This is a genomic window from Enterobacter sp. JH25 (assembly GCF_021725435.1).
GTDB lineage: Bacteria > Pseudomonadota > Gammaproteobacteria > Enterobacterales > Enterobacteriaceae > Enterobacter > Enterobacter intestinihominis.
This window is the reverse complement of the sequence record NZ_CP091319.1, coordinates 2,172,828-2,193,605: the sequence shown is the minus strand read 5'-3', so window position 1 is coordinate 2,193,605 and position 20,778 is coordinate 2,172,828. Positions and strand designations below refer to the sequence as shown.

General features: G+C 54.5%; 19 protein-coding genes. 8 read left to right on the top strand and 11 right to left on the bottom strand.

Annotation, left to right across the window (positions count from 1 at the left end; translation table 11 throughout):
• Nucleotides 1–15: 15 nt before the first annotated feature.
• From L2Y28_RS10585 to L2Y28_RS10575, 3 genes are all read right to left on the bottom strand, one after another.
• Nucleotides 16–1,671, bottom strand: a complete 1,656-nt coding sequence (locus L2Y28_RS10585; RefSeq protein WP_032622222.1) for a glucan biosynthesis protein D — start codon at nt 1,669–1,671, stop codon at nt 16–18.
• 230 nt (nt 1,672–1,901) lie between these two features.
• Nucleotides 1,902–2,675, bottom strand: a complete 774-nt coding sequence (locus tag L2Y28_RS10580) for an ABC transporter substrate-binding protein (RefSeq protein WP_023300074.1) — start codon at nt 2,673–2,675, stop codon at nt 1,902–1,904.
• Between the two features lie 10 nt (nt 2,676–2,685).
• Entirely contained in the window at nt 2,686–3,855 is a 1,170-nt protein-coding gene (locus tag L2Y28_RS10575; RefSeq protein ID WP_022648077.1) for a pyridoxal phosphate-dependent aminotransferase, read from the bottom strand.
• 113 nt (nt 3,856–3,968) lie between these two features.
• Here L2Y28_RS10575 and L2Y28_RS10570 point away from each other — a divergent pair, with 113 nt between their 5' ends.
• Nucleotides 3,969–4,811 (top strand): LysR family transcriptional regulator, encoded by an 843-nt coding sequence (locus L2Y28_RS10570; protein ID WP_022648076.1) that lies wholly within the window; start codon nt 3,969–3,971, stop codon nt 4,809–4,811.
• Here the strand turns inward: L2Y28_RS10570 and L2Y28_RS10565 are convergent.
• Together L2Y28_RS10565 and L2Y28_RS10560 are read right to left on the bottom strand one after the other, a co-directional pair.
• Nucleotides 4,798–6,303: a carboxylesterase/lipase family protein gene (locus L2Y28_RS10565; protein ID WP_022648075.1), complete on the bottom strand. Its 1,506-nt coding sequence runs from the start codon at nt 6,301–6,303 to the stop codon at nt 4,798–4,800. The genes L2Y28_RS10570 and L2Y28_RS10565 overlap by 14 nt on opposite strands.
• Nucleotides 6,304–6,345: 42 nt before the next feature.
• A complete protein-coding gene (locus L2Y28_RS10560) occupies nt 6,346–7,689 on the bottom strand; it encodes a VOC family protein (RefSeq protein ID WP_022648074.1) in 1,344 nt (447 codons plus the stop codon).
• Nucleotides 7,690–7,916: 227 nt separating this feature from the next.
• Between L2Y28_RS10560 and L2Y28_RS10555 the strand changes: the two genes are divergently transcribed.
• Nucleotides 7,917–8,840: a LysR substrate-binding domain-containing protein gene (locus L2Y28_RS10555; RefSeq protein WP_022648073.1), complete on the top strand. Its 924-nt coding sequence runs from the start codon at nt 7,917–7,919 to the stop codon at nt 8,838–8,840.
• A 37-nt stretch (nt 8,841–8,877) separates the two neighbouring features.
• On the opposite strand, the gene L2Y28_RS10550 is transcribed toward L2Y28_RS10555, so the two are convergent.
• From L2Y28_RS10550 to L2Y28_RS10540, 3 genes are all read right to left on the bottom strand, one after another.
• The gene (locus tag L2Y28_RS10550) at nt 8,878–10,572 is read right to left on the bottom strand and encodes a methyl-accepting chemotaxis protein (protein ID WP_022648072.1); all 1,695 of its coding nucleotides are present in this window, start codon (nt 10,570–10,572) and stop codon (nt 8,878–8,880) included.
• Nucleotides 10,573–10,731: 159 nt separating this feature from the next.
• Nucleotides 10,732–11,850, bottom strand: coding sequence for an S-(hydroxymethyl)glutathione dehydrogenase/class III alcohol dehydrogenase (locus L2Y28_RS10545; RefSeq protein ID WP_017693450.1), 1,119 nt, complete (start codon nt 11,848–11,850; stop codon nt 10,732–10,734).
• A gap of 32 nt (nt 11,851–11,882) precedes the next feature.
• The gene (locus L2Y28_RS10540; RefSeq protein ID WP_003857256.1) at nt 11,883–12,158 is read right to left on the bottom strand and encodes a metal/formaldehyde-sensitive transcriptional repressor; all 276 of its coding nucleotides are present in this window, start codon (nt 12,156–12,158) and stop codon (nt 11,883–11,885) included.
• A 243-nt stretch (nt 12,159–12,401) separates the two neighbouring features.
• On the opposite strand from L2Y28_RS10540, the gene L2Y28_RS10535 reads away from it, so the two are divergent.
• The 5 genes from L2Y28_RS10535 to L2Y28_RS10515 all read left to right on the top strand — a co-directional run bounded on the left by L2Y28_RS10535 (nt 12,402) and on the right by L2Y28_RS10515 (nt 14,612).
• A complete protein-coding gene (locus tag L2Y28_RS10535; RefSeq protein ID WP_022648071.1) occupies nt 12,402–13,007 on the top strand; it encodes a hypothetical protein in 606 nt (201 codons plus the stop codon).
• 186 nt (nt 13,008–13,193) lie between these two features.
• A complete protein-coding gene (locus L2Y28_RS10530; RefSeq protein WP_003857263.1) occupies nt 13,194–13,466 on the top strand; it encodes a YqjD family protein in 273 nt (90 codons plus the stop codon).
• Nucleotides 13,467–13,658: 192 nt separating this feature from the next.
• Nucleotides 13,659–13,898, top strand: a complete 240-nt coding sequence (gene ycgZ / locus L2Y28_RS10525; RefSeq protein ID WP_003857265.1) for a regulatory protein YcgZ — start codon at nt 13,659–13,661, stop codon at nt 13,896–13,898.
• A 112-nt stretch (nt 13,899–14,010) separates the two neighbouring features.
• A complete protein-coding gene (locus L2Y28_RS10520; protein ID WP_022648070.1) occupies nt 14,011–14,310 on the top strand; it encodes a hypothetical protein in 300 nt (99 codons plus the stop codon).
• Between the two features lie 23 nt (nt 14,311–14,333).
• Complete coding sequence (locus L2Y28_RS10515) at nt 14,334–14,612, top strand: biofilm development regulator YmgB/AriR family protein (protein ID WP_075208094.1); 279 nt, start codon at nt 14,334–14,336, stop codon at nt 14,610–14,612.
• Between the two features lie 85 nt (nt 14,613–14,697).
• On the opposite strand, the gene L2Y28_RS10510 is transcribed toward L2Y28_RS10515, so the two are convergent.
• Complete coding sequence (locus L2Y28_RS10510; RefSeq protein WP_022648068.1) at nt 14,698–16,155, bottom strand: EAL domain-containing protein; 1,458 nt, start codon at nt 16,153–16,155, stop codon at nt 14,698–14,700.
• 286 nt (nt 16,156–16,441) lie between these two features.
• Here L2Y28_RS10510 and L2Y28_RS10505 point away from each other — a divergent pair, with 286 nt between their 5' ends.
• Nucleotides 16,442–17,326 (top strand): hypothetical protein, encoded by an 885-nt coding sequence (locus L2Y28_RS10505; RefSeq protein WP_022648067.1) that lies wholly within the window; start codon nt 16,442–16,444, stop codon nt 17,324–17,326.
• Nucleotides 17,327–17,359: 33 nt separating this feature from the next.
• On the opposite strand, the gene L2Y28_RS10500 is transcribed toward L2Y28_RS10505, so the two are convergent.
• Entirely contained in the window at nt 17,360–18,535 is a 1,176-nt protein-coding gene (locus L2Y28_RS10500; RefSeq protein ID WP_022648066.1) for an HlyD family type I secretion periplasmic adaptor subunit, read from the bottom strand.
• On the bottom strand, nt 18,532–20,697 hold the full coding sequence (locus L2Y28_RS10495) for a type I secretion system permease/ATPase (RefSeq protein WP_022648065.1): 2,166 nt from the start codon (nt 20,695–20,697) through the stop codon (nt 18,532–18,534). The genes L2Y28_RS10500 and L2Y28_RS10495 overlap by 4 nt, the downstream gene beginning before the upstream one ends.
• Nucleotides 20,698–20,778: the final 81 nt, after the last annotated feature.

Genomic DNA, 20,778 nt, shown 5'->3' with positions numbered 1-20,778 from the left:
ACAAACCCATAAGGACTAACGCATGATCCGATCGTCAACGTAGTTACGTTTGTCCGGCGCGGGCGGGAAATACTGGTACAGCCAGGTCTCGCTGATGGCGTCGCCCTGACAGCGCAGGAACAGACGCATATCGACCGGCTCGGTGGAGTCAGAGGTTGGATACCAGTCAAACAGAATGCGATACCCGTCGAACGGCTCGACGTAGAGGATCTCCACCTGCTTCGCTTCACCGCTGGACAGGGTGATCACCGGCTCAATGCCCTTCGGTGCGGCGGCCTTCAAATCGCCCCCGACGAAGTCGATGGCAAAGCGACGGGCCCACACTTTCGGGTAATTTTCACCCGGCGCCCAGCCCTCCGGGAAGCCGCCCATACCGGTACGGGTAGCGTAGACGTTTGCCAGCGGTGAACGCACCGGCGGCTGCGCGCTCCAGTAGAGACGGTATTTGAAGTCCAGTTCATCACCCGCCTGCACCGGTTTCTCCGGCTGCCAGAAGCAGACCACGTTATCGAGCGTCTCGCCGGTTGTCGGGATCTCCATCAGGGCGATGGATCCTTTACCCCAGTTGTTGCGCGGCTCGACCCACAGGCTTGGTCGCTTGTTATACCAGCCCATGACGTCCTGGTAATGGGAGAAATCACGGTCAAGCTGCAACAAACCAAAGCCTTTCGGGTTTTTATCCAGATAAGCGTTAAATTGCAGCTTTTGCGGGTTGTTCAGCGGTCGGCAGATCCACTCTCCGTTACCGCGCCACATTGCCAGGCGGTCTGAATCGTGGATCTGCGGATGAATGGTGTCGCACATGCGGCGTTCGTTGTTGCCGCAGCTGAACATGCTGGTCATCGGCGCGATGCCGAGCTGCTTGATGTCTTTGCGCGCATAGAGATGGTTTTCGACGTCCATGATCACCTGGCTCTTCTCACAGTGGATCACAAACTTATAGGCACCGGTAATGCTCGGGCTGTCCAGAAGCGCATAGACGGTAAAGGTGGTATCGCCCGGCTTAACGGTTTCAAACCAGAAGGAGGTGAAATCCGGGAACTCTTCCGGGGTGTCAGTAAAGGTATCCACCGCCAGCCCGCGCGCGGAAAGGCCGTACTGGTAGGTATCATCCACTGCGCGGAAGTAGCTCGCGCCCAGGAACGAAACGATATCGCGTCGCGCCAGCTCCGGCGCTTTAAAGACGCGGAATCCGGCGAAGCCGAGGTCACTCTGACCTTCAAGCTGTTTGGTATCCACGCCCGTATCGCCGTAGCTGAACAGCTCTGGACGGAAGTGGATCTCACGCGCCTGAGAGGTGCTTTGATCCAGCGAGAACATGCGCACGCGGCGGCGGAATCCCATCCCCATATGGAAGAACTGGGCGTCCAGCTGGCGACCTTCAATGTTATTCCACAGCGACTGTTTCTCATCGTAACGGATGGCGTTGTACGCCTGCGGCGTCATGGTGGCCAGCGTTTCCGGCAGCGGACGCGGCGCACCACCCCACGGGGTTTTCGCCAGATCGTGCGCCATGGATTGCAGAACAGAGAAGTCAAAGCGACGGCTCTGACCGTCGGCAATGTCGGAGTCAGCAGCATACGCCGCCTGGGAAAACAGAGAAGCAAGGCCAGAAGTGCCGCTCAGGGCAGCCATTGCCAGGGAACCTTTGAGAAAACGTCTGCGATTCATGCCTGAGAAAACGTCCTTATGGTCGTGTGAATGAGTTTCGCGCGCAGCGAAATGACGGCAAGAAAGAACGCACAGCCTAAACAAAAACGGTTAAGAATCCAATTGTTGGCGGGTGATTATCTGAACAAACCGAGAAATATTTTCTGTCGACCAGAACGGCCTGAAAAAGGGGTAAAGTTATGTATAAAAGAGTCCCGGCTGGACATCAACAGCCGGGACCAACGAGGCGGTTATTTTACGCTGACATCGATACCCGGGAAGTACTTATCAGCCAGTTTAGCGATCGTGCCGTCGGCACGTACTTTATCAATTGCGGCATCAAGCTGCTTTTTGGTGGCCTCATCCCCCTTACGCAGCCCAAAGCCGATCCCACTGCCGAGGATGGTGTCGTCCGACACCGGTTTGCCGATAAAGCCAAACCCTTTACCCTGCGGCTTGCTGAGGAAACCTGCCTGCCCGGCCGCTGACATGACCAGCGAGGCATCGATGCGGCCATTCAGCAGATCTCCCCAGGCCATATTCTGATCTTTATAAGACACCACGGTGACACCGTGCTTTTCCCAGTGCTCTTTGGCGTAGGTTTCCTGAATTGAACCCTGGAGAACGCCGATGGTTTTGCCCTTCAGCCCTTCCGGCGTGGCCTCTACCGCAGAACCGGCTTTGCCCACCAGCTGGGAGGGAATACGGTAGATGGGCTGGGTAAAATCAATGCTCTTACGACGCTGTTCGGTGATGTTCATCGCCGAGTTTATGGCGTCGAACTTTTTCGCCAGCAGACCGGGAATCAACGCATCAAACGAGGTTTCTACCCAGCTGCACTTCAGCGCGGCGGCTTTACAGATGGCATTTCCCAGTTCTACGTCAAATCCTTCCAGCTCCCCTGAGGCATTGCGGCTTTCAAACGGCGGATATTCCGCTTCCAGCCCGTAACGCAACTCGGTAGCAGCAAACGACGAGAATGAACACAGCAGTCCTATGCCGACAACTAACGCGCGTAATTTCATCTCAAATTCCTTAACGTGGTGTAACCCGACAAAGGGCCTGGGCACCTGCCCGTAACGTCGCCTCATCTTTCGCAAAAGAGAGACGGATCAGTTTATTGTCCGTGCCATCGGCATAAAACGCTGACAGCGGAATGGTGGCAACCCCGTACTCGACAATCAGCCTTTTCACCATCTCGCTGTCGCGCTCGTCGCTAAAGCCGCTGTAATCCGCAAGCAGGAAAAACGAACCGGCACTCGGAAGCAGCCTGAACGGTGAGTCGGCGAGCAAACTTTGCAGCAGATCGCGCTTGCGCTGATAAAACGCCGCCAGCGACAGCCAGGTTTGCGGATCGGTCATGTGTTCGGCAAACGCGTACTGCATCGGCGTATCGGCCGAGAACATTAAAAATTGATGGACCTTACATATTTCATCCATCAGCTCCGCGGGCGCCACACAATAACCCACGCGCCAGCCGGTGACGTGATAGGTTTTTCCGAAAGAAGAAATAATCACGCTGCGCTCCGCCAGTTGCGGGTGCGTCGCCATCCCGTGATGCGGTTCGCCATCAAAAACGACGTGCTCGTACACTTCGTCAGACAAAATGATGATGTCGGTGTGGCGCGTCAGCACTGCCAACTGGTGCAGATCGGCGGCTGAAAACACCTGTCCGCTCGGGTTGTGCGGCGTATTGACGATGATCATCCGCGTGCGTGGGGTAATAGCCGCGCGTACTTCATCCCAGTTCACGGCAAAATCCGGTACCGTCAGCTTAATAGCGATCGGCGTCGCCCCCTGCAGACGGACAATCGGCGCATAGCTGTCAAAGGAGGGCTCGAAATAGATCACCTCATCGCCAGGATGAACCAGCCCGCTGATGGCTGAGTAAAGCCCTTCGCTGGCGCTGGCGGTCACCAGTACCTCGCTCACCGGGTCATAGCGGGTGCCATAGAGCGTGGCAATTTTGTCCGCGATGCGCTCTCTGAGCGGTTGCAGCCCGGTCATGGAGGCATACTGGTTATGCCCTGACTCCATGGCGCGAGTGACGCCGGAGATAAGTTTTGGGTCGCAGGAAAAATTCGGCGCACCCTGAGAAAGGTTGATGGCGTTATGCCGGGCTGAAAGCTGGCCGATAACGGTAAAAATGGTGGTTCCTACATCGGGCAATTTGGAGCGGGTCTGCACCGGCGTTTTCAAAGTCATCCTCTGTCCCTTCTCGTGGTGAATGCATAACTATTCAAACAATAACTTGATTGCCGGGACAATCGAATTGTTGTCATAATAGCCATGACAAAAACGCATAGCTAAGGTGAGATATGTCGCGTCGTTCATTTCCGCTTAATGCCGTAGAGACGTTTATCGTGACCGCGCGTCACCTGAATCTTACCCATGCCGCGAAGGAGCTTTGTCTGACGCAGGGGGCGGTAAGCCGCAAAATTGCCTCGCTGGAAAGCTGGTTCGGCTTCCCGCTGTTCGAACGCCATGCTCGCGGCCTGCGTCTTTCTTCACAGGGAAGCGCCCTGCTGCCGGAACTGCAATCTGCGTTTGAGCACCTGCTTAACGTTGCTGAACAGGCGCGGACGCACCAGACCGTAATTCGTCTGAAAGCGCCTACCTGCGCGATGCGCTGGCTGGTACCGCGTCTGTTACAGGTCGAGCGCGAACAGCCGGAACTCCAGATTGCGCTGACCACTACCACCGATCACAACGTCAATTTCAAAACCGAATCCTATGACGCGGCGATTGTGTTTGGAACGCACATGAGCGCCGGCGATCTGCTGTTCGAAGAGGCCTTAACCCCGGTGATGAGCCCGCTGAGGGCCGGTTCTGCGCTGGAAACACTCACCTTCCTTCACCCCACGCGGGACAAAACGGACTGGACGCTGTGGCTGGCGAAACAGCCGCGTCCGGCGCCAGCTATGCTCAAAAATCAACACTTTGAAACCATGGATCTGGCCATTACCGCCGCCATTCAGGGGCTGGGCATCGCCATTGCGGATGAAACGCTGGTGGAGGAGGACGTGCGCGCCGGACGGCTGATGCGGCCTTATGATACGAGCATAAAGACGGGGGCGAGCTACCGGCTGGTGTTACGCGACGCACCCGACCCGGAGAACGGGCTGGATGCGTTTCGTGCCTGTCTGCTCAGTCGAGGCTGACGTGGTGTTTCATTACCCGTTTGAAGAGGCTCATACGGGCACGCATAAAACGGTTTTCAAGCCGAAAACCTGCATGTTTATTCACACCGATGCGCAACAACACGTCCCGCCCTTTCCGGCAGGCGGGCCAGCGTGTGGGCCCCACCAGGCTATCGCGTGCTCCCGCATCCCGGGCAAAGCTCACCCAGTAGTCCGCCACCTGAGCGGCGAAGGCCAGATCGCGTTCATTTACATACTGCCGCGAGGGTTCCACCTGCCCAAGGGTATCGAACACGTAGGGCACTTCGTTACCGTGCCAGGCGCCGTTGGTATACGTCGCGTGCTCCGCTTCGGCCACATAATCAAACCAGTATCGCCAGCACAGGCCGCCCGCCCGCTGCTGCGCCTGCATCACCACGTATCCCATAGTGGTGAAGGCCATGTCGCGGCATACCTGTCTGCCAAGTTCCTCATCGCCCTTCACGCCAGGATAAAGCAGCTTAATCAGCCCCAGGCCAAAGCGCCGCTCGCGGCGAAGCTTCTGGATCTGCCCGGCAAGATCGACCCCGAACACCGACATCACGCTGGCTTCGTCGCTGTTTGACCCAATCATCACCGGTACTGAATGCTGACGGGCAGCGAAAAAGACATCGAGCATGGCCTCAGGCAAAACGCAGTCACCCACGATGGGCGCAGGGGCGATATTCAGTGGCGAGGTCAGCGGCCAGAACGCCTCAGGCGGGATCGCGCGAAGCTGTTCCACGGTGGCATTTTGCAGGCCAAAATGGGCAGCAATCACTTCGCCTTTATGCATGGCCTGCTCGCGCGGGGTGTCGGGCAGCGTGTACCCGCTTTGCACAATGGCTTTATGGAACAGTCCTCCCGCAAGCGGAGAAGCCATCAGCGACAGCACGCTGCGCGCACCGGCCGACTCGCCAAATACGGTGATGTTCTCAGGATCGCCGCCGAACGCGGCAATGTTATCGCGCACCCATTCCAGGGCCTGGATCTGATCGAGCAGCGCAAAGTTATGCACCACGCGTTCTTCTTCCCCCTCCAGCGCCGGATGGGCAAAAAAGCCGAGGTGGCCGAGACGGTAATTAATTGTCACCACCACCGTACCGCGCTTCGCCAGTGCCCTGCCGTTATACGGAGGCAGACCGCCAGCGCCGAGGGTAAATCCTCCGCCGTGCAGCCAGACCATCACCGGAAGCGGATCGGCGCGTACGACTGGCGACCAGACGTTAAGGTACAGGCAGTCTTCAGAGAACTGGCCAGGATCGCCGCCGCCCAACTCCTGACAGCTTTCGCTGCTCTGCCAGCTGGAGGCGGAGAACGCCGTCGCCGGACGCACGCCATCCCAGCGTGCAGGGGGGCGTGGGGAGCGCCAGCGCCACGGGCCGACCGGCGGTGCCGCATAAGGAATGCCACACCACACATGGGTATCGCCTTCAGTAGAACCAATTAGTGCGCCCTGGCGCGTTTCAACCACAGGGGCGGAGGGATTTTCCATACCAACCTTCTTTTTCCATCACACCCCTGCAGAGTAACGGTTTCAGAGCAAACCGCAACGCTGTTTGCTGCGCGCTTCCGCCTCCTCGTAAAGCGTAAACTCGTCGTACACCGCACAGCCGAGCGCGGCTTCGAAGGCATTGCGGCTGGCATTGCCGTGGCTGCGCGCCTGCGTTTCATTGCCAAGATTCGACTGGAAAATCCCCGCCGCGCTGACGGGCAGAAAATCCTCATAGGTGATCGGCTGCGCCACAACCCAGCCGCGTTCGATCAGCGGCTGCGGATCGTCACCGGGACGAAACGCGTGGCGATGCGCCTCACCTGTCGGAGTCAGACGGTAGCGGAAATAAGCCAGCCCCTGACGGCGCAGGAACATTTCGCTGTCCGGGAAGGTGCTGAATATCTCGCGCAGGTGAAGCTGATGGGTCAGGTTGTCTTTGCCGGTCCCGGCCTGATTTAACAGACGGTCGTACAGCTCGCGTCCTTTCGGCGTAAGGGCCACGCCCCGCTGCTCAATCTCACCGAAACGCGCGGTATGCGTACCCTTGTGTTCTCCCGCGAAAAGCACCGGCTCTTCCAGCGCCTTAAAGCTGGTCTGGCGCAGGAGGATCGGCACCTCGCGGCGCGGCGGGCCTTCAATCAGGATTTTCGGCTCAATGCCGTACTTCGGCATCAGTTCCTGTACCCGGTCGATATCCAGCGTGCGCGGCGTGAGATGGTTGATATGGCACCCCGGGAAACAGACCACGTCGGCTATCAGGCGATGTTCGTTACTAAGCGCCAGATAGGTTTCCTGATCGACCGTCGCATGGCGATGCCAGCGGAAGGTTTCTAAGGCTTCCTGCACAAATTCGCGCGCCTGTGCCTCGGTAAAGTGTCCCTGTACATCATGCAGGTCGATCAGGTCCAGGCAGCGCGGCGTAAAGATGTTGCGCCGGGAGAGGATCTCTGCCGCCCTTTCGCGCAGCGCAACGTTTTCAATCAGCTCCAGGCGCAGCAGCGAGGTAAAAATGCGAAACGGATTACGGCAGAGCGCCGCATCGTCAGTCGGACGAAACGCTGTCGAGTGGACGGGGACGCCCGCCTGGGAGAGATCGTAGTAGCTGACCGGGTACATGCCCATAATGGCGAAGATCCGGCGCAGGGTGGAAAGCTCCTGCGCGGTGCCAACGCGGATCGCACCGTGACGTTCAACATTCAGGCGCGCCAGTTCGTCTGCATTTGCCAGTTGTTCATGTAAAAGTGGGTTATTTTCCAGAACCGCCAGGTTAACGTCCGCCACCAGTTCCAGCAAGGTGCCGTACTGCGGAACTTCCTGCTGGTACATCGCCGACATAGCCTGCGAAAAGTGTTCCCGAATATCATCAGCCGTGATGGTGTTCGCCATGATGTCATGCCTCCAGTGAATACTACCTGGAGTGTAGAGAAGCCCGTTCTTTTCGTTGGGAAGAATTTACAAATTGTGATCCAGGCAGACGAGTGGTCAAAGCATGGGCGTTTTCGAAAAACAGTTGTAACTCAAACAGATCAAATGTTAAAAATATTTTGCTATCAGGTTATCAAATTCAAACAACTTAACTTGTCACCCGCGTCGCTCTGTTTTTAACATCGCCTATGGAAAAAAATGGTCTGTTCAGTCAGCGCATACGCTTGCGCCATTTGCATACATTTGTGGCCGTCGCTCAACAGGGAACGCTGGGGCGAGCGGCTGAAACCCTTAACCTTAGTCAGCCTGCACTATCCAAAACGCTGAACGAACTGGAACAGCTTACCGGAACCCGTCTGTTCGACCGCGGCCGTCTGGGCGCTCAGCTTACGCTCGTAGGCGAACAGTTCCTGACGCATGCCGTTAAAGTTCTTGATGCCCTCAATACCGCCGGTCAGGCCTTAAACCGTAAAGAAGAGCAGGCCAGCGACATCGTGCGCGTGGGGGCACTGCCAACGGCGGCGCTGGGCATATTGCCTGCAGCGATCGGCCAGTTCCACCGCCAGCAAAAGCACGCCACGCTTCAGGTCGCGACCATGAATAACACCATGCTGCTGGCGGGCCTGAAGTCAGGGGAGCTCGATCTGGGCATTGGCCGGATGTCCGATCCGGAACTGATGAGCGGCCTGAATTACGAGCTGCTGTTCCTGGAATCACTGAAGCTGGTCGTGCGTCCGAATCATCCCCTGCTGCAGGATACCGTCACCTTAAGCCGCGTAATGGAGTGGCCGGTGGTAGTTTCCCCGAAAGGAACGGTTCCGCGTCAGAATGCGGAAGCGTTGCTGCAAATGCAGGGCTGCACGCTGCCTTCAGGGTGTATTGAAACGCTCTCGGCGTCTCTTTCGCGCCAGCTGACGGTGGATTATGACTACGTGTGGTTTGTGCCGTCCGGCGCGGTGAAGGACGATCTACGACGCGGCGTGCTCACCGCGCTGCCGGTAACCTCACCCGGCGCAGGAGAACCCATTGGGATCCTGACGCGGGTAGATGCCCCGCTCTCTGAAGGCGCCCAAACGCTGTTAAGCGCCATTCGTAAGTCAATGCCTCTCTGACCCTAAACTCAGAACCCGCCGCGAGGGCGGGTCTGTCTTACTCAGACGTTTCCCAGTTATCACCTGAGACGGCCGCCGCCGGGGTTAAAGGCGCGGGTTTTACTGCGGTTGCGGCGGCTGTAGTCCGTCCTGCGCGCGCCCCGTTGAGACGAAACGCGCCAACGGCTTCCGTCAGACGCGCGCCCTGCTCTTCCAGCGAGGCCGCCGCCGCAGAGGCTTCTTCCACCAGCGAGGCATTCTGCTGCGTCACCTTATCCATCTCGGAAATCGCCTGGCTCACCTGAACAATGCCGCGGCTCTGCTCATCAGACGCGGCCGCAATCTCCAGCATAATATCGGTGACGCGTTTAACCGCCTCGACGATCTCATTCATGGTATTGCCCGCCGCAACCACCTCCCCGGAACCCTGATCGATAAGCGATACCGATTCATTAATCAGGCTTTCAATCTCTTTCGCCGCGTTCGCGCTGCGGCTTGCCAGGGTGCGGACTTCACTCGCCACAACCGCAAAGCCGCGTCCCTGTTCACCCGCACGCGCCGCCTCGACCGCCGCATTGAGCGCGAGAATATTGGTCTGGAACGCGATGCTGTTAATCACGGCGGTAATTTCAGAGATCTTCTTCGAGCTGGTGGAAATATTACCCATGGTTTTCACCACGCCGGAGACCATCTGCCCCCCGCGGCTGGCCTTACCGGAGGCATCTTCTGCAAGTTTACTCGCATGATGCGCGTTATCGGCGTTTTGCTTCACCGTCGCGGTGAGCTGCTCCATGCTGGCCGCCGTCTGTTCGATGGCCGCCGCCTGCTGTTCGGTTCGGGATGAGAGATCGGTATTACCCGCGGAGATCTCGCTGGTTCCACGGTAGATCTCCTCCGCCCCCTGCCGCACTGTGCCCACGGTTGTCACCAGCGCGTGCTGCATTGTTTGCAGATCGCGCGTCAGGCGGCCAATTTCGCTGCGCCCGGTCGGTTCGTCCGGCATGGTCAAATCGCCTTTCGCGATATTTTCGATACGCGTAGCGGCTCGCTGAAGCGGGTTTATCACCGTACGGCGCAGCACCACAAAGGTGATCACCGCCAGCGCCAGCGCCAGGCCAAACGCGCCGAACATAAACATCAGCCCCAGCCGGGTGCGGGTGTGAGCCTGCGCCGTCAGTGCGTTGGCGCGTTCGGTGCGGATATTTATCGCCTTCAGCAGCACCGCGTTATAGGCATCGTCCAGCGGACGCGCGGTCTCATTTTCATGGTTGATAATGGCTTCAAACATGCCGTTTTTGGCATATTTCAGCATCGGCTGCATACCGGCGATGTAGGCGTCATAGCGGGCTTTCAGATCGCCATCCAGCGCTTCATCAGCCTGAGTGCGAACGGTGCGCTTCATATAGGCGGCAAATCCATCCTGCGACTGCCTGATGCGGGTCTCAGCCTCAGCGATGTTTTGCTTCATCGCCTCCATCTCCGCGATGCGGCTCGCCGCCCCCGCGTGGATCATGTTGATACGGGCGGTGCGTAAATGGTTGGAACTGTTTGACAGACCGGTGCGCACCTGGATTTCTGCTGTGACATCCTGCTGATCGTTATCGGCCTGGAGCAGGAAATAGCCTGCCAGACCCGAGCTCAAGGCAAACAGGAGAATAATGCCACCGAGAATGGAGGAAAACAGCGGAACCAGCCGGATGTGATGCAAGAAACTCAGCTTGTGCTGCGCCTGCATCGATGTTGTGTTGTCCATGACCGTCGACTCTCTTATAGGTAAGATGCGTAAAAACACGCCTGTAAAAGAGTCATCGGCACAGCGGGGAATTAGATTACGCCTAAAAGCGCCAGACAGGTCACACTTTAGAGAAGATCAGGGAAGAAATGCCAGCGGGAAAAACCGCTGGCAGAATAATCAGTTGTCGCCGAAATGGATGACGGTACGAATGGATTTTCCTTCGTGCATCAGATCGAAAGCTTCGTTGATCTGCTCCAGCGGCAGGCGGTGCGTAATGAACGGATCGAGCTGAATTTTGCCGACCATCGCATCTTCAACCATGCCCGGCAGCTGTGTACGGCCTTTCACGCCGCCAAATGCCGACCCGCGCCATACGCGCCCTGTCACCAGCTGGAAGGGACGGGTTTTAATCTCCTGACCCGCGCCGGCCACACCGATAATGATGCTCTCACCCCAGCCTTTGTGGCAGCACTCCAGCGCTGAGCGCATTACGTTGACGTTGCCGATACATTCGAAGCTGAAGTCCACGCCGCCGTCGGTCAGCTCAACGATCACGTCCTGAACCGGTTTGTCGTAGTCTTTCGGGTTGATGAAGTCGGTCGCACCCATCTCACCTGCGAGCTTAAATTTCTCCGGGTTGGTATCCACAGCAATGATACGCCCAGCTTTCGCCTGTACCGCGCCCTGGATGACCGCCAGACCGATCCCGCCCAGGCCGAACACCGCCACGGTATCACCCTCTTTCACTTTCGCCGTGTTATGCACCGCGCCGATACCCGTGGTGACACCGCAGCCGAGCAGACAGACTTTATCCAGCGGGGCCTGCGGATTCACTTTCGCCAGTGAGATCTCGGCGCACACCGTGTATTCGCTGAAGGTGCTGGTCCCCATGTAGTGATAGATTGGCTCGCCGTTATAGGAGAAGCGGGTTGTGCCGTCCGGCATAAGACCCTTGCCCTGCGTGGCGCGCACGGCCTGACAGAGGTTAGTTTTGCCAGATTTGCAGAACTTACACTCGCCGCACTCTGCGGTGTAGAGCGGGATCACATGGTCGCCGGGCTTCAGGCTGGTAACGCCTTCACCCACTTCCACCACCACACCGCCCCCTTCGTGGCCGAGCACCGCCGGGAATACGCCTTCCGGATCGTCACCGGAGAGGGTAAACGCATCGGTATGGCAGACGCCGGTGTGAGTAATTTTGATCAGCACTTCGCCTTTCTTCGGCGGAGCAACATCAATTTCAACGATTTTCAGCGGCTGGCCTGGGCCGAACGCGACAGCTGCGCGAGATTTCATGATGTCTTTCCCTTGTTGTGAGGTGTGTGGGTTTATTTTAGATAAGAGCGCAGCAAATGGCCGACTTCCGCCATCCGCACTGCCCGCTGATCCGGGGTGGTCTCCCCCGTCACCAGCTCATCTTTGAGGTGAATTTCAACCATTTCACCCATCAGGCCATTGGCAGCACCGCGCACGGCGGCAATTTGCTGCAGAATGGCGAGACAGGGATCGCCCGACTCCAGGGCGCGTTCAAGGGCATCAACCTGGCCTCGAATGCGGCGGACGCGGGTCAGAATACGTTTTTTATCTTCGGGTGAATGCGGCATACGCCCTCCTGATACTATAGGGGGGTATGGTACCTCGTATGTTATTGCCCTGTAAACCACAAGAAAGAGACGCTGCAATGAGCACATCGCCGGCAAGGAACAAAAGATATTTAGGGTTTATTCTGGCCGCTACGAATCCTATTTAGCTCGTAATGTTAAAATTCCGCACTTATATGGCACGATGTGAACAGAAATAACATTCTCGTCACCTAACATACTGCTACAAACAAAATGGTGGTGTTAATGATTGTACTAAAGAGCTTTTTATTCTTTGTTGGCGCGGCGGTCGCATGCGCGCTTATTATACTTTGTCTTTGGGTTGATATGCGGTTTGTCGGCCATGATATTCCGGAATTATCACTGACCGAAATTATGCAGGAAACGGTATTAGCGACTATCGTTTTTCTCCATTTTCGTCTGGCGAAAATGAACGAATCCATGCGTTACTGTAATATTCTGGTTGGCGGTTTTTTCCTGACGATGTTAATTCGTGAACTGGACGCGCTTTTTGACCTCATTTCTCATGGGAGTTGGGTGTGGTTCGCGCTGATTACCGCTCTGCTGGCTTTAATTCGCCCCGTTATGCATTTTCGCGCTACCCTGGAACAGCTGGCAAAATACACGCAATCCCCCTGGTACGGTATTCTGTTGAGCGGCCTGCTGGCTGTACTGGTCTTCTCCCGTCTCTTTGGAATGCAGGTGCTGTGGCACGCCATTCTGGAGCATGGCTATATGCGTGTCGTGAAAAACGCCGTGGAGGAAGGTTCGGAATCGTTCGGCTATATGCTGTGCCTGGCCGCATCCCTTGGCTATTACATTACCTTTCGCGCTAACGCACGAGAGAAATAGTCTCTTCCCGCTACGTAGACAGAGACGGCGAGGGAAATATTTATCCACTCCATCCTTAGGGCGTTATGGTGGACATGTAAGAAAGACATATCCTAAAAAGAGGTACTCAGGCGTCGATTTCAGCGAATTCTCTCTCACTCTTGCCATCAGCGTCTATCCTTAGACTATCAACAAAAGGAGGCTGGAATGTCTGATTTCGACACTGATAAAAATGCACAATACGCTGGCGATAAAGCCAAAAACAAACTTGATGAATTATCCGGCTCTGCGCAGCAGCAGTTTGGTGAATTCGTTGATTCCCCTAAACATCAGGTGAAAGGTGCAGCGAAAAAATATGCTGCTCAGGCCAGTGATGCCGTCTCGGATGTTACTGAAGCCGTCAGAAATAACCCGTTAACGGGCTTAATCGCTGCGGGTGCGGTAGGCATCGTTCTGGGACTTCTGCTGGGACGGAAATAATTTCAGGCCCTCCGGGGCCTTTTCTTTTCCCCACGTTTTTCTCCCTCTCTTCCCCCCCTAATTTTGATAGTTCTTCTGACAAATCCCCGAACTGCACGAAAAACTTGTACAATTTAGATGTACAGATTTGACCGGATAGTATAAATTCGATGCCAGTGATGTTACAAAATTGTTTATCAACGGTGGAAAATTATGCGTCGCAACCATGCTCCCTCTACAGCAGAAAGCGCTATAACCTTGTATTTTAACAAGGATAACGTCCCAACGCAGCAGGAAACCCTTGGTGCCATCGTCAGTGAGATCATCAAAGAAAATGTACAACTGAGCAGAATGACAATTTGTACAAAGCTGTTGCGCAGAATTGAAGAATCAACGTCTGACGTAGAGAAAGCGCACTATAACGGTTTGATAGCCCTCTTCTTCGAGCGTTAACCTGAACACTGTTTTTAACTTACTAAGTTAGTCATGCTGAGTGAGAATAGAGCATCTGGATGCGATGACTAACCCCATGCTACAGCCGCGTGTAGCAGAGTGAGATTAAGCTATGCATAGAACTAAATTTGAACGACTTAAGGATGACCTTATCGGTGAGGCCGTATTATCCATACTGAAAGAGAACGGACCTATTACCTTTGCGTCTCTTGCTAATCGCCTGCAGGCGATGGCTAACGTTGAATCAAATGATGAGCGTAAAAATGCATTGATTGCCGCTGAAGATGAAGTGCGCCAGCGTGTAACCGGCGTATCGCACGACCGGGGAAGAGTGATGGGCGATTATGAAATTGGCCGCATGCGCTCTCTCTTTACTCACAACACGCTTCTGAGCCCAAATAAGAAACACTAATTTTAACCGAGACGGTGACCACCATGAGTAAAGCGACTATGCACCAGACGTATAATTTTGAAGCCCTGCACGATAAAGGACTGGCGGAACACTTTCTTAATGCTGGAAAGCATCTCAGTGGTGAAGTTGAAGTGTTAGGCTCGGCAATACGCTGTATTATGCTGACCGGTGACAACCTTTCGAATAAAGAGATCATCCTGCAACTGATTCACGCCCTTGAAATTACCGAGGAGCCTGAAGCCTGCGATGTCATTCGCAACACACTTGAAATTGTTGTCGGCTTTACGCGTGATGATATCTGAGAATACACTATTGCGACGGTGAGTGAGTGTTTTTTACTGGTGGTCGAATACTGTAGTCTGTCGGACCACCAGCATAGTGAAGCCGTTAACTAAATAGCCGTACCATTCGATCCAACTCTTCTTCTTTAACCGCGCGGGAAAGATAATAACCCTGGAATCGCTTAACCCCTAACGCGACAAGTTTTTCAAATTTTTCTTCGCTATCGACGCCTTCCGCAACGCATTCGGTCCCCGTCATGTCGCTGTAAACCTGTATCGCTTTAATAATGCTATAGTCTTTGTCGTTAGCCACAAAGTGCTCAACAATATCGCGATCAAGCTTTAGTCCATCAACATTAATCAGTCTGATGGGCAACATAGCATGATATTTTGAAAAACAGTCATCCAGAAAAAGCCGACATCCCTCGGCGCGTAAACGCTGGAGTGTTTCGGGAATATTTTTATCCTTTGTTACGTCAATCGTTTCAGCTACTTCAAAGACCAGTTTCCCGGCCCACTGCGGTTTGAGTAACATTTCGACGGCCTTTTTGGCCATCCCCGGCAGCGCGTTTCCCGAAGCAAGTTGAGGAGGAATGTTAACTGAAAAATAATATTTTCCATTGTATTTATTGATACCTGATACGGCCGCATGGATGACTAACGCCGTTAGCTTGAGCCATATTTCACTATTTTTTACCCCTCCCAGAAAATAGGTTGGCTTCAGGATCTCACCTTTTTTATGCCAGCGCAGCAGGATTTCAAATCCAACTCCTTTTTTATCACTATCAGTGATAATTTGATAAGCCGCAAAGATTTCCCGTTTATGTAACGCTTGTAATATATCTATTTCCGTTTCCGAAAACACTTTTGTTTTATTTTTTACTGCACAAACCTCATCTCTGAAAACGCGAGAGTCGCTAAACCATACTCTGATAATATATAATTTACCCAAACCCACCTTGCGATGGGTATAAATAGTTTTATCTGACAGCCCTAACCTCTTACTCTGCTCTTTTATGGAAATACCCCGATAGAAATTCAGTAGCACGGTTAACTCGCGATGTGTTAACCCATGCAAATTTTCTTTACCCTCCTTGTCCGGTACGTTACGCAACAAGCGTGAAGGGCCAGCACGCTCACCTGTCTCATTTTTTACAAAGCCCATTATTTCTGTAATATTCTCTACCCTGATCGTGGAAAGCTTTTTTGTATTATTAACGAGACTTCTCAACGTTGCATTAAGCCATCGCTCAGGTAGTGCACCATACAGGGTGACCCTGCAAATCACTGGCAGTGCATTCAGAACGGATACCAAGCGCTTCAGGCTTTCAAGAAAAGTAGCAACGTCACGACCAAGGAAAACCGAAACCTCGGGCGATTGATTTTCCATCATTTTTTCAACGTCAACGGAACATATTTCATCCTCTTCAAAATGGAGTCGCGTGGCGTGTACGCCTCGAGATTTCAGAAGCAGGCTATACCCTTCAAAGGTGAAACCGCAGGCTGAAATAACAAACCGTTGCTTGTAGCAAGTACCTTGCACAGAGGGTAAATTTTGAGACATAACCTGCTCCTGAGAATACAAACATCATTCCCATATGTAATTAAAGCCAATATTCATTGTCGCATTGAATAATTTTACCGCACCCCATTTGGTTAATAAACCGTTATCAATGTTATGCACATGAACATCTTTGCGTTAATCAACCGACTCATCCATATGCAGCATAAATATCATTTTCTTTTCATATAACAACAGTAACCAGGACTTTCTCAAGGTATAATGAAAATTCCGAAAAAGAAGTCCGGACACTTCTTCTCATCGGCTCAGACAAAAAAGAGAAAATGCTATGGATAATCACATCTCATCCAGAGCTTTGCTACATCGACGGGATGTCATTAAAAACAACCCGCGATTTAGTGAAGCTATAATAGAACACTACAGAATCAATGACGCCATTTATAAAAAACAACCCCTGTTCTACAAAACGATGCTTCAGGAATCACGGTTCAATATAATACTCTCAATATGTTGTTTTGTTTTTGGCAATCAGGCTGAGTCGGTCTCGGAGATTAAGGCACTGTGCTCACGCTATAATATCGCCAGCCCTAACAGCGTTATTGCGATCATCACCATACTTAAAACCACCGGGCGAATTAAGACCTGGCGCTGTACCGAAGATCGGCGAAAAACAAAAATCGCGCCTACGGAAAAAGGACTGGATGAGCTTAAACGCTATATGTCCGGGGCGTTCACGCCTGTTAGCATTCTTTATCCGACATTCAACATTAATGTTAATCTTCTGGACAATGACACACTCAGGCACAACTTTTTCCGGCGCGCCGCAGAATACCTTTTCCGCGGATTAACATTCAGTAAAGTACTTCCGGAGGTGGGTTTATTTATTGATAAGGATGGTGGCCGGATGATTATGCTCTATCTCTATTTGCAGGCCATTAAAAACAAAACAGCATACGGTGCCATAATAGCGTATTCAGCCAGCACACTTGCAAAAGAATTTTTCGTCTCGCGTATTCACGTCAACCGCATTATCAAATCGGCACAGGAGGCAGGTTATCTTAAAGATCGCGGCGATGGCCGGATGTCCATTTACCCGGCATTTATCGAACTTGTCGAAAATTATGCCGCTTTATATTTTGCCTATGTCACACATTACATCAATGTGGTGCCAAAAGAACGACGCCATGCTGTCAACATGACGTCTACACTCTGATCTGACGGGCGTTCGGCTTGCTGAACGCCTTTTTTATCGCTCGCGCAGCGCCTCTTTTGCCTTATTTAACGGTTTCAGCAGATAATCAATGACGGATTTACTGCCGGTTTTGATATCAACCGTAGCTATCATGCCCGGAAACACCGGGAATTCCTTGCCCTGCCGGTTAGTCAGATGGTTACTGTCTGTACGGATATAAACGCGATAATAATAAACATCCCGTTTCACCTCGTCCTGAAGGGTATCCGGTGAAATCATCGTCACCTCCCCCTCCAGCCCGCCGTAAATGGAGTAGTCATAAGCGGTGATTTTCACCAGCGCTTTTTGCCCGGGATGGATAAACGCGACATCGCGCGGCGAGATTTTCGCTTCTATCACCATCTGGTCATCAAGCGGTACCAGGCTCATCAGTTTGCCGTTCGGCGGGATCACCCCGCCAACCGTCGTCACGTCAATGTCTTTCACGATGCCACGCACCGGCGCATTAAACGTTAAGCGGGTGAGTGAGTCTTCGCGCCCTTTCATCACCGAACGCTGCGCTTCGATTTCCGCGTTCGCTTTCGCCAGTTCTTCGCGGGCGCGAACGTAGTACTGGTTTTTCATCTCGGTGATTTTGCTCTCCAGCTCATTTTTTTGGCGTTCAAGGCGTAAGACTTCGACCTTACTGGCTGCCCCCTGCGTCACCAGCGGGCGCGTTAATGCCAGTTCACGCTGCACGAGATCCGCTCCCTGGCGTAAACCCGCCAGCCCTTTTTCAAGGCTTTCGCGACGAGACTGGTAAAGCGCCGTTTCCTGTTTAACCAGCTCAACGTCGTCATCCAGCTCTGCCGGGAATGTCAGCCCGGTGTCGTTCACTTCAGCATTCAGACGCGCGGCTGTCGCCATCGCAGCATTTAATCGAGACTCGCTCTCAAGCACGCTGGACTCGGTTTTCGTCCGGTCCAGTTGGGCAAGCTGTTGACCACGCTCGACGATATCGCCTTCGCGCACCATCAGACTGTGGATAATCCCCCCTTCCAGGGACTGGATCACCTGCTCGTGGGAGGACGGGATCACCTTGCCACTGCCCGTAGTGACCTCATCCAGCTGGAACAGGCTGGCCCAGGTAATAAACACCACCAGCAGGGCAAACAGCGACCATGCCACCAGCGACGATCGCGGCAGGCGGGGCTCCTTCAGTCGGCTATTAAAGCGGGAGAAATCATTCATGCCACGCCCTCCGTTTTCAGTTTAACCGTGCGCTGCGGCGCCTGCTGCGGGGCCATTCCGTGCTGGCGTAAAATGGCATCACGAGGGCCATCCATCACCACTTTGCCGTTTTCCAGCACGATAATGCGGTCAACCAGGTCCAGAATCGGCAGACGATGCGTCGCCACCACCAGCGTCCGGCGCTTACCGAGCCACTGGTGCAGATGCTGGATAAACTGCTTCTCGCTGACCTCATCCAGCCAGGCGGTGGGTTCATCCAGCAGCAGAATATTCGGCGAGGTGATCAGCGCGCGGGCCAGCAGCAGCGCCTGACGTTGCCCGCCGGAAAGCCCCATTCCGCCCTCGTTGATGATGGTGTTCAGCCCCATTTTCTGCTTGCGCACAAACTCCAGCGCACCGCTGTTGACCAGCGCCTGATGAATTTCCTCGTCTGTCGCCAGCGGATTACCCATCAGGATGTTGTCGCGTACGGAGCCGAAGAACAGCCTCGCCTGCTGACTGAGCAGCTGCATATCGCGGCGTACGTCAGCCGGGTCAAGATGATTGAGAGCAATATCGTCCAGCAAAATGCTGCCCTGCTGTGGCTCCTGCATTCCCGCCAGCAGGTGCAGCAAAGTGCTTTTCCCCGAACCATTCCGCCCGAGCACCGCCACGCGCTCCCCGGCGCGAATGCGCAGTTTGCTGACGTTCAGCACGGTGAGCTTCTCTTCTTCGTCGTAATAAAACCCGACGTCGTCCAGCTGATAATCACCGCGCAGGTGGGCTTTATGCACTTTTTTGCCGTGCTGGGGATCGTCAATCGGACGCTGCATCAGGTCATCCAGTCCCTTGCGGGCCACCTTTGCTGACTGCCAGCGGGAGAGCACGCCGGAAATCTGCGACAGCGGCGCAATGGTGCGGGACGCCAGAATCGAGGTGCCCACCAGCGCACCGGTGGTCATGTCGCCGCTGATGACCAGGTAACAGCCCACCAGCAGCACCACGGCGTAGACGATAGATTGCACCTCCTGGGTCCAGGTCAGCAGCAGCCCCGTCAGCCAGCGCTGTTTCATGCCGACGCTGGCGGCAACGTCATTGGTGTTATTCCACTGGTTCTGGAACCGCTGCTCGGCGCGCATCAGCTTGATGTCCTCAAGCCCCTGCACCGCTTCCACCAGCGTGGCGTTACGAATCGCCGATTCACGCATCCCTTCGCTGGAGAGTTTTCCCAGCGGGCGCTGCACCAGCAGGCCGGGAATGAGCAGCAGCGGCACGGCCAGCAGCACCACCAGCACCAGCGGGCCGCCAATCATCCACAGAATGAAGACGAACAGCAGGAAGAACGGCAGATCGGAGATGGCTGCAATGGTGGTGGAGGTGATCAGCTCCCGCACCGACTCCAGCTCGCGGATCTGGGCGATAAACGACCCGGTCGATTTCGACCGTGCGCCGTTTTTAATCCGCAGGGCGTGGGCAAACACGCGCTCGGAAATACGCAGGTCGGCGCGTTTCCCTACCACATCCGAAATATGCACCCGCAGCATGCGCATGATGAATTCAAACACGATAGCGATCATCACGCCGCCAAACAGCACCCACAGCGTGGCTTCCGACTGGGACGGCACCACCCTGTCATACACCTGCATGGAAAAGACCATGCCGGAGAGCGCCAGCACGTTGGCGACCAGCGCCACCAGCATAATATCGCTGTAACGACGCCAGTCTTTCAGCGCCAGCTGCCAGAACCAGTTTTTCTCATAGGGTTTGATGTAATCATCCACGCGCGCATCCGGCGTGGACTCCAGGGGACGCAGCACCATCAGCCCTTTTAACCGCGAACCGAGTTCGTCACGCGTCAGCGTCGTCTCCAGGCCGCCGTCGCCGCTGAACTGCACGCTGATGTTCCCTTCATTGTCCATACGGTTGATGACCGCGATTTGCCCGCCGGTGAACTCCGCCAGCAGCGGTAAGCGCCACGGGTCGAGCGATACGGCTTCCGCCGCTACCCAACGCATCCCCAGCCCAAGCTGGCGCGCCATCTCCTCCAGCACCAGCTGGCGCGAAGACTGGCTTTCATGGTTAATCGTGACCCGAACATGCTCCGCCGAAAAATCCAGCCGATAGTGCTTAGCGATGATGAGCATGCCCTGCAACCAGGGTTCGTACTGTGGATGTGTCTTCATAATGCTACGTCCTGTTCAGGGCGATGATTTCGCACTGAAATGATACCTTTGCGAGATGATTAGAAATCGAACGTTACCTAA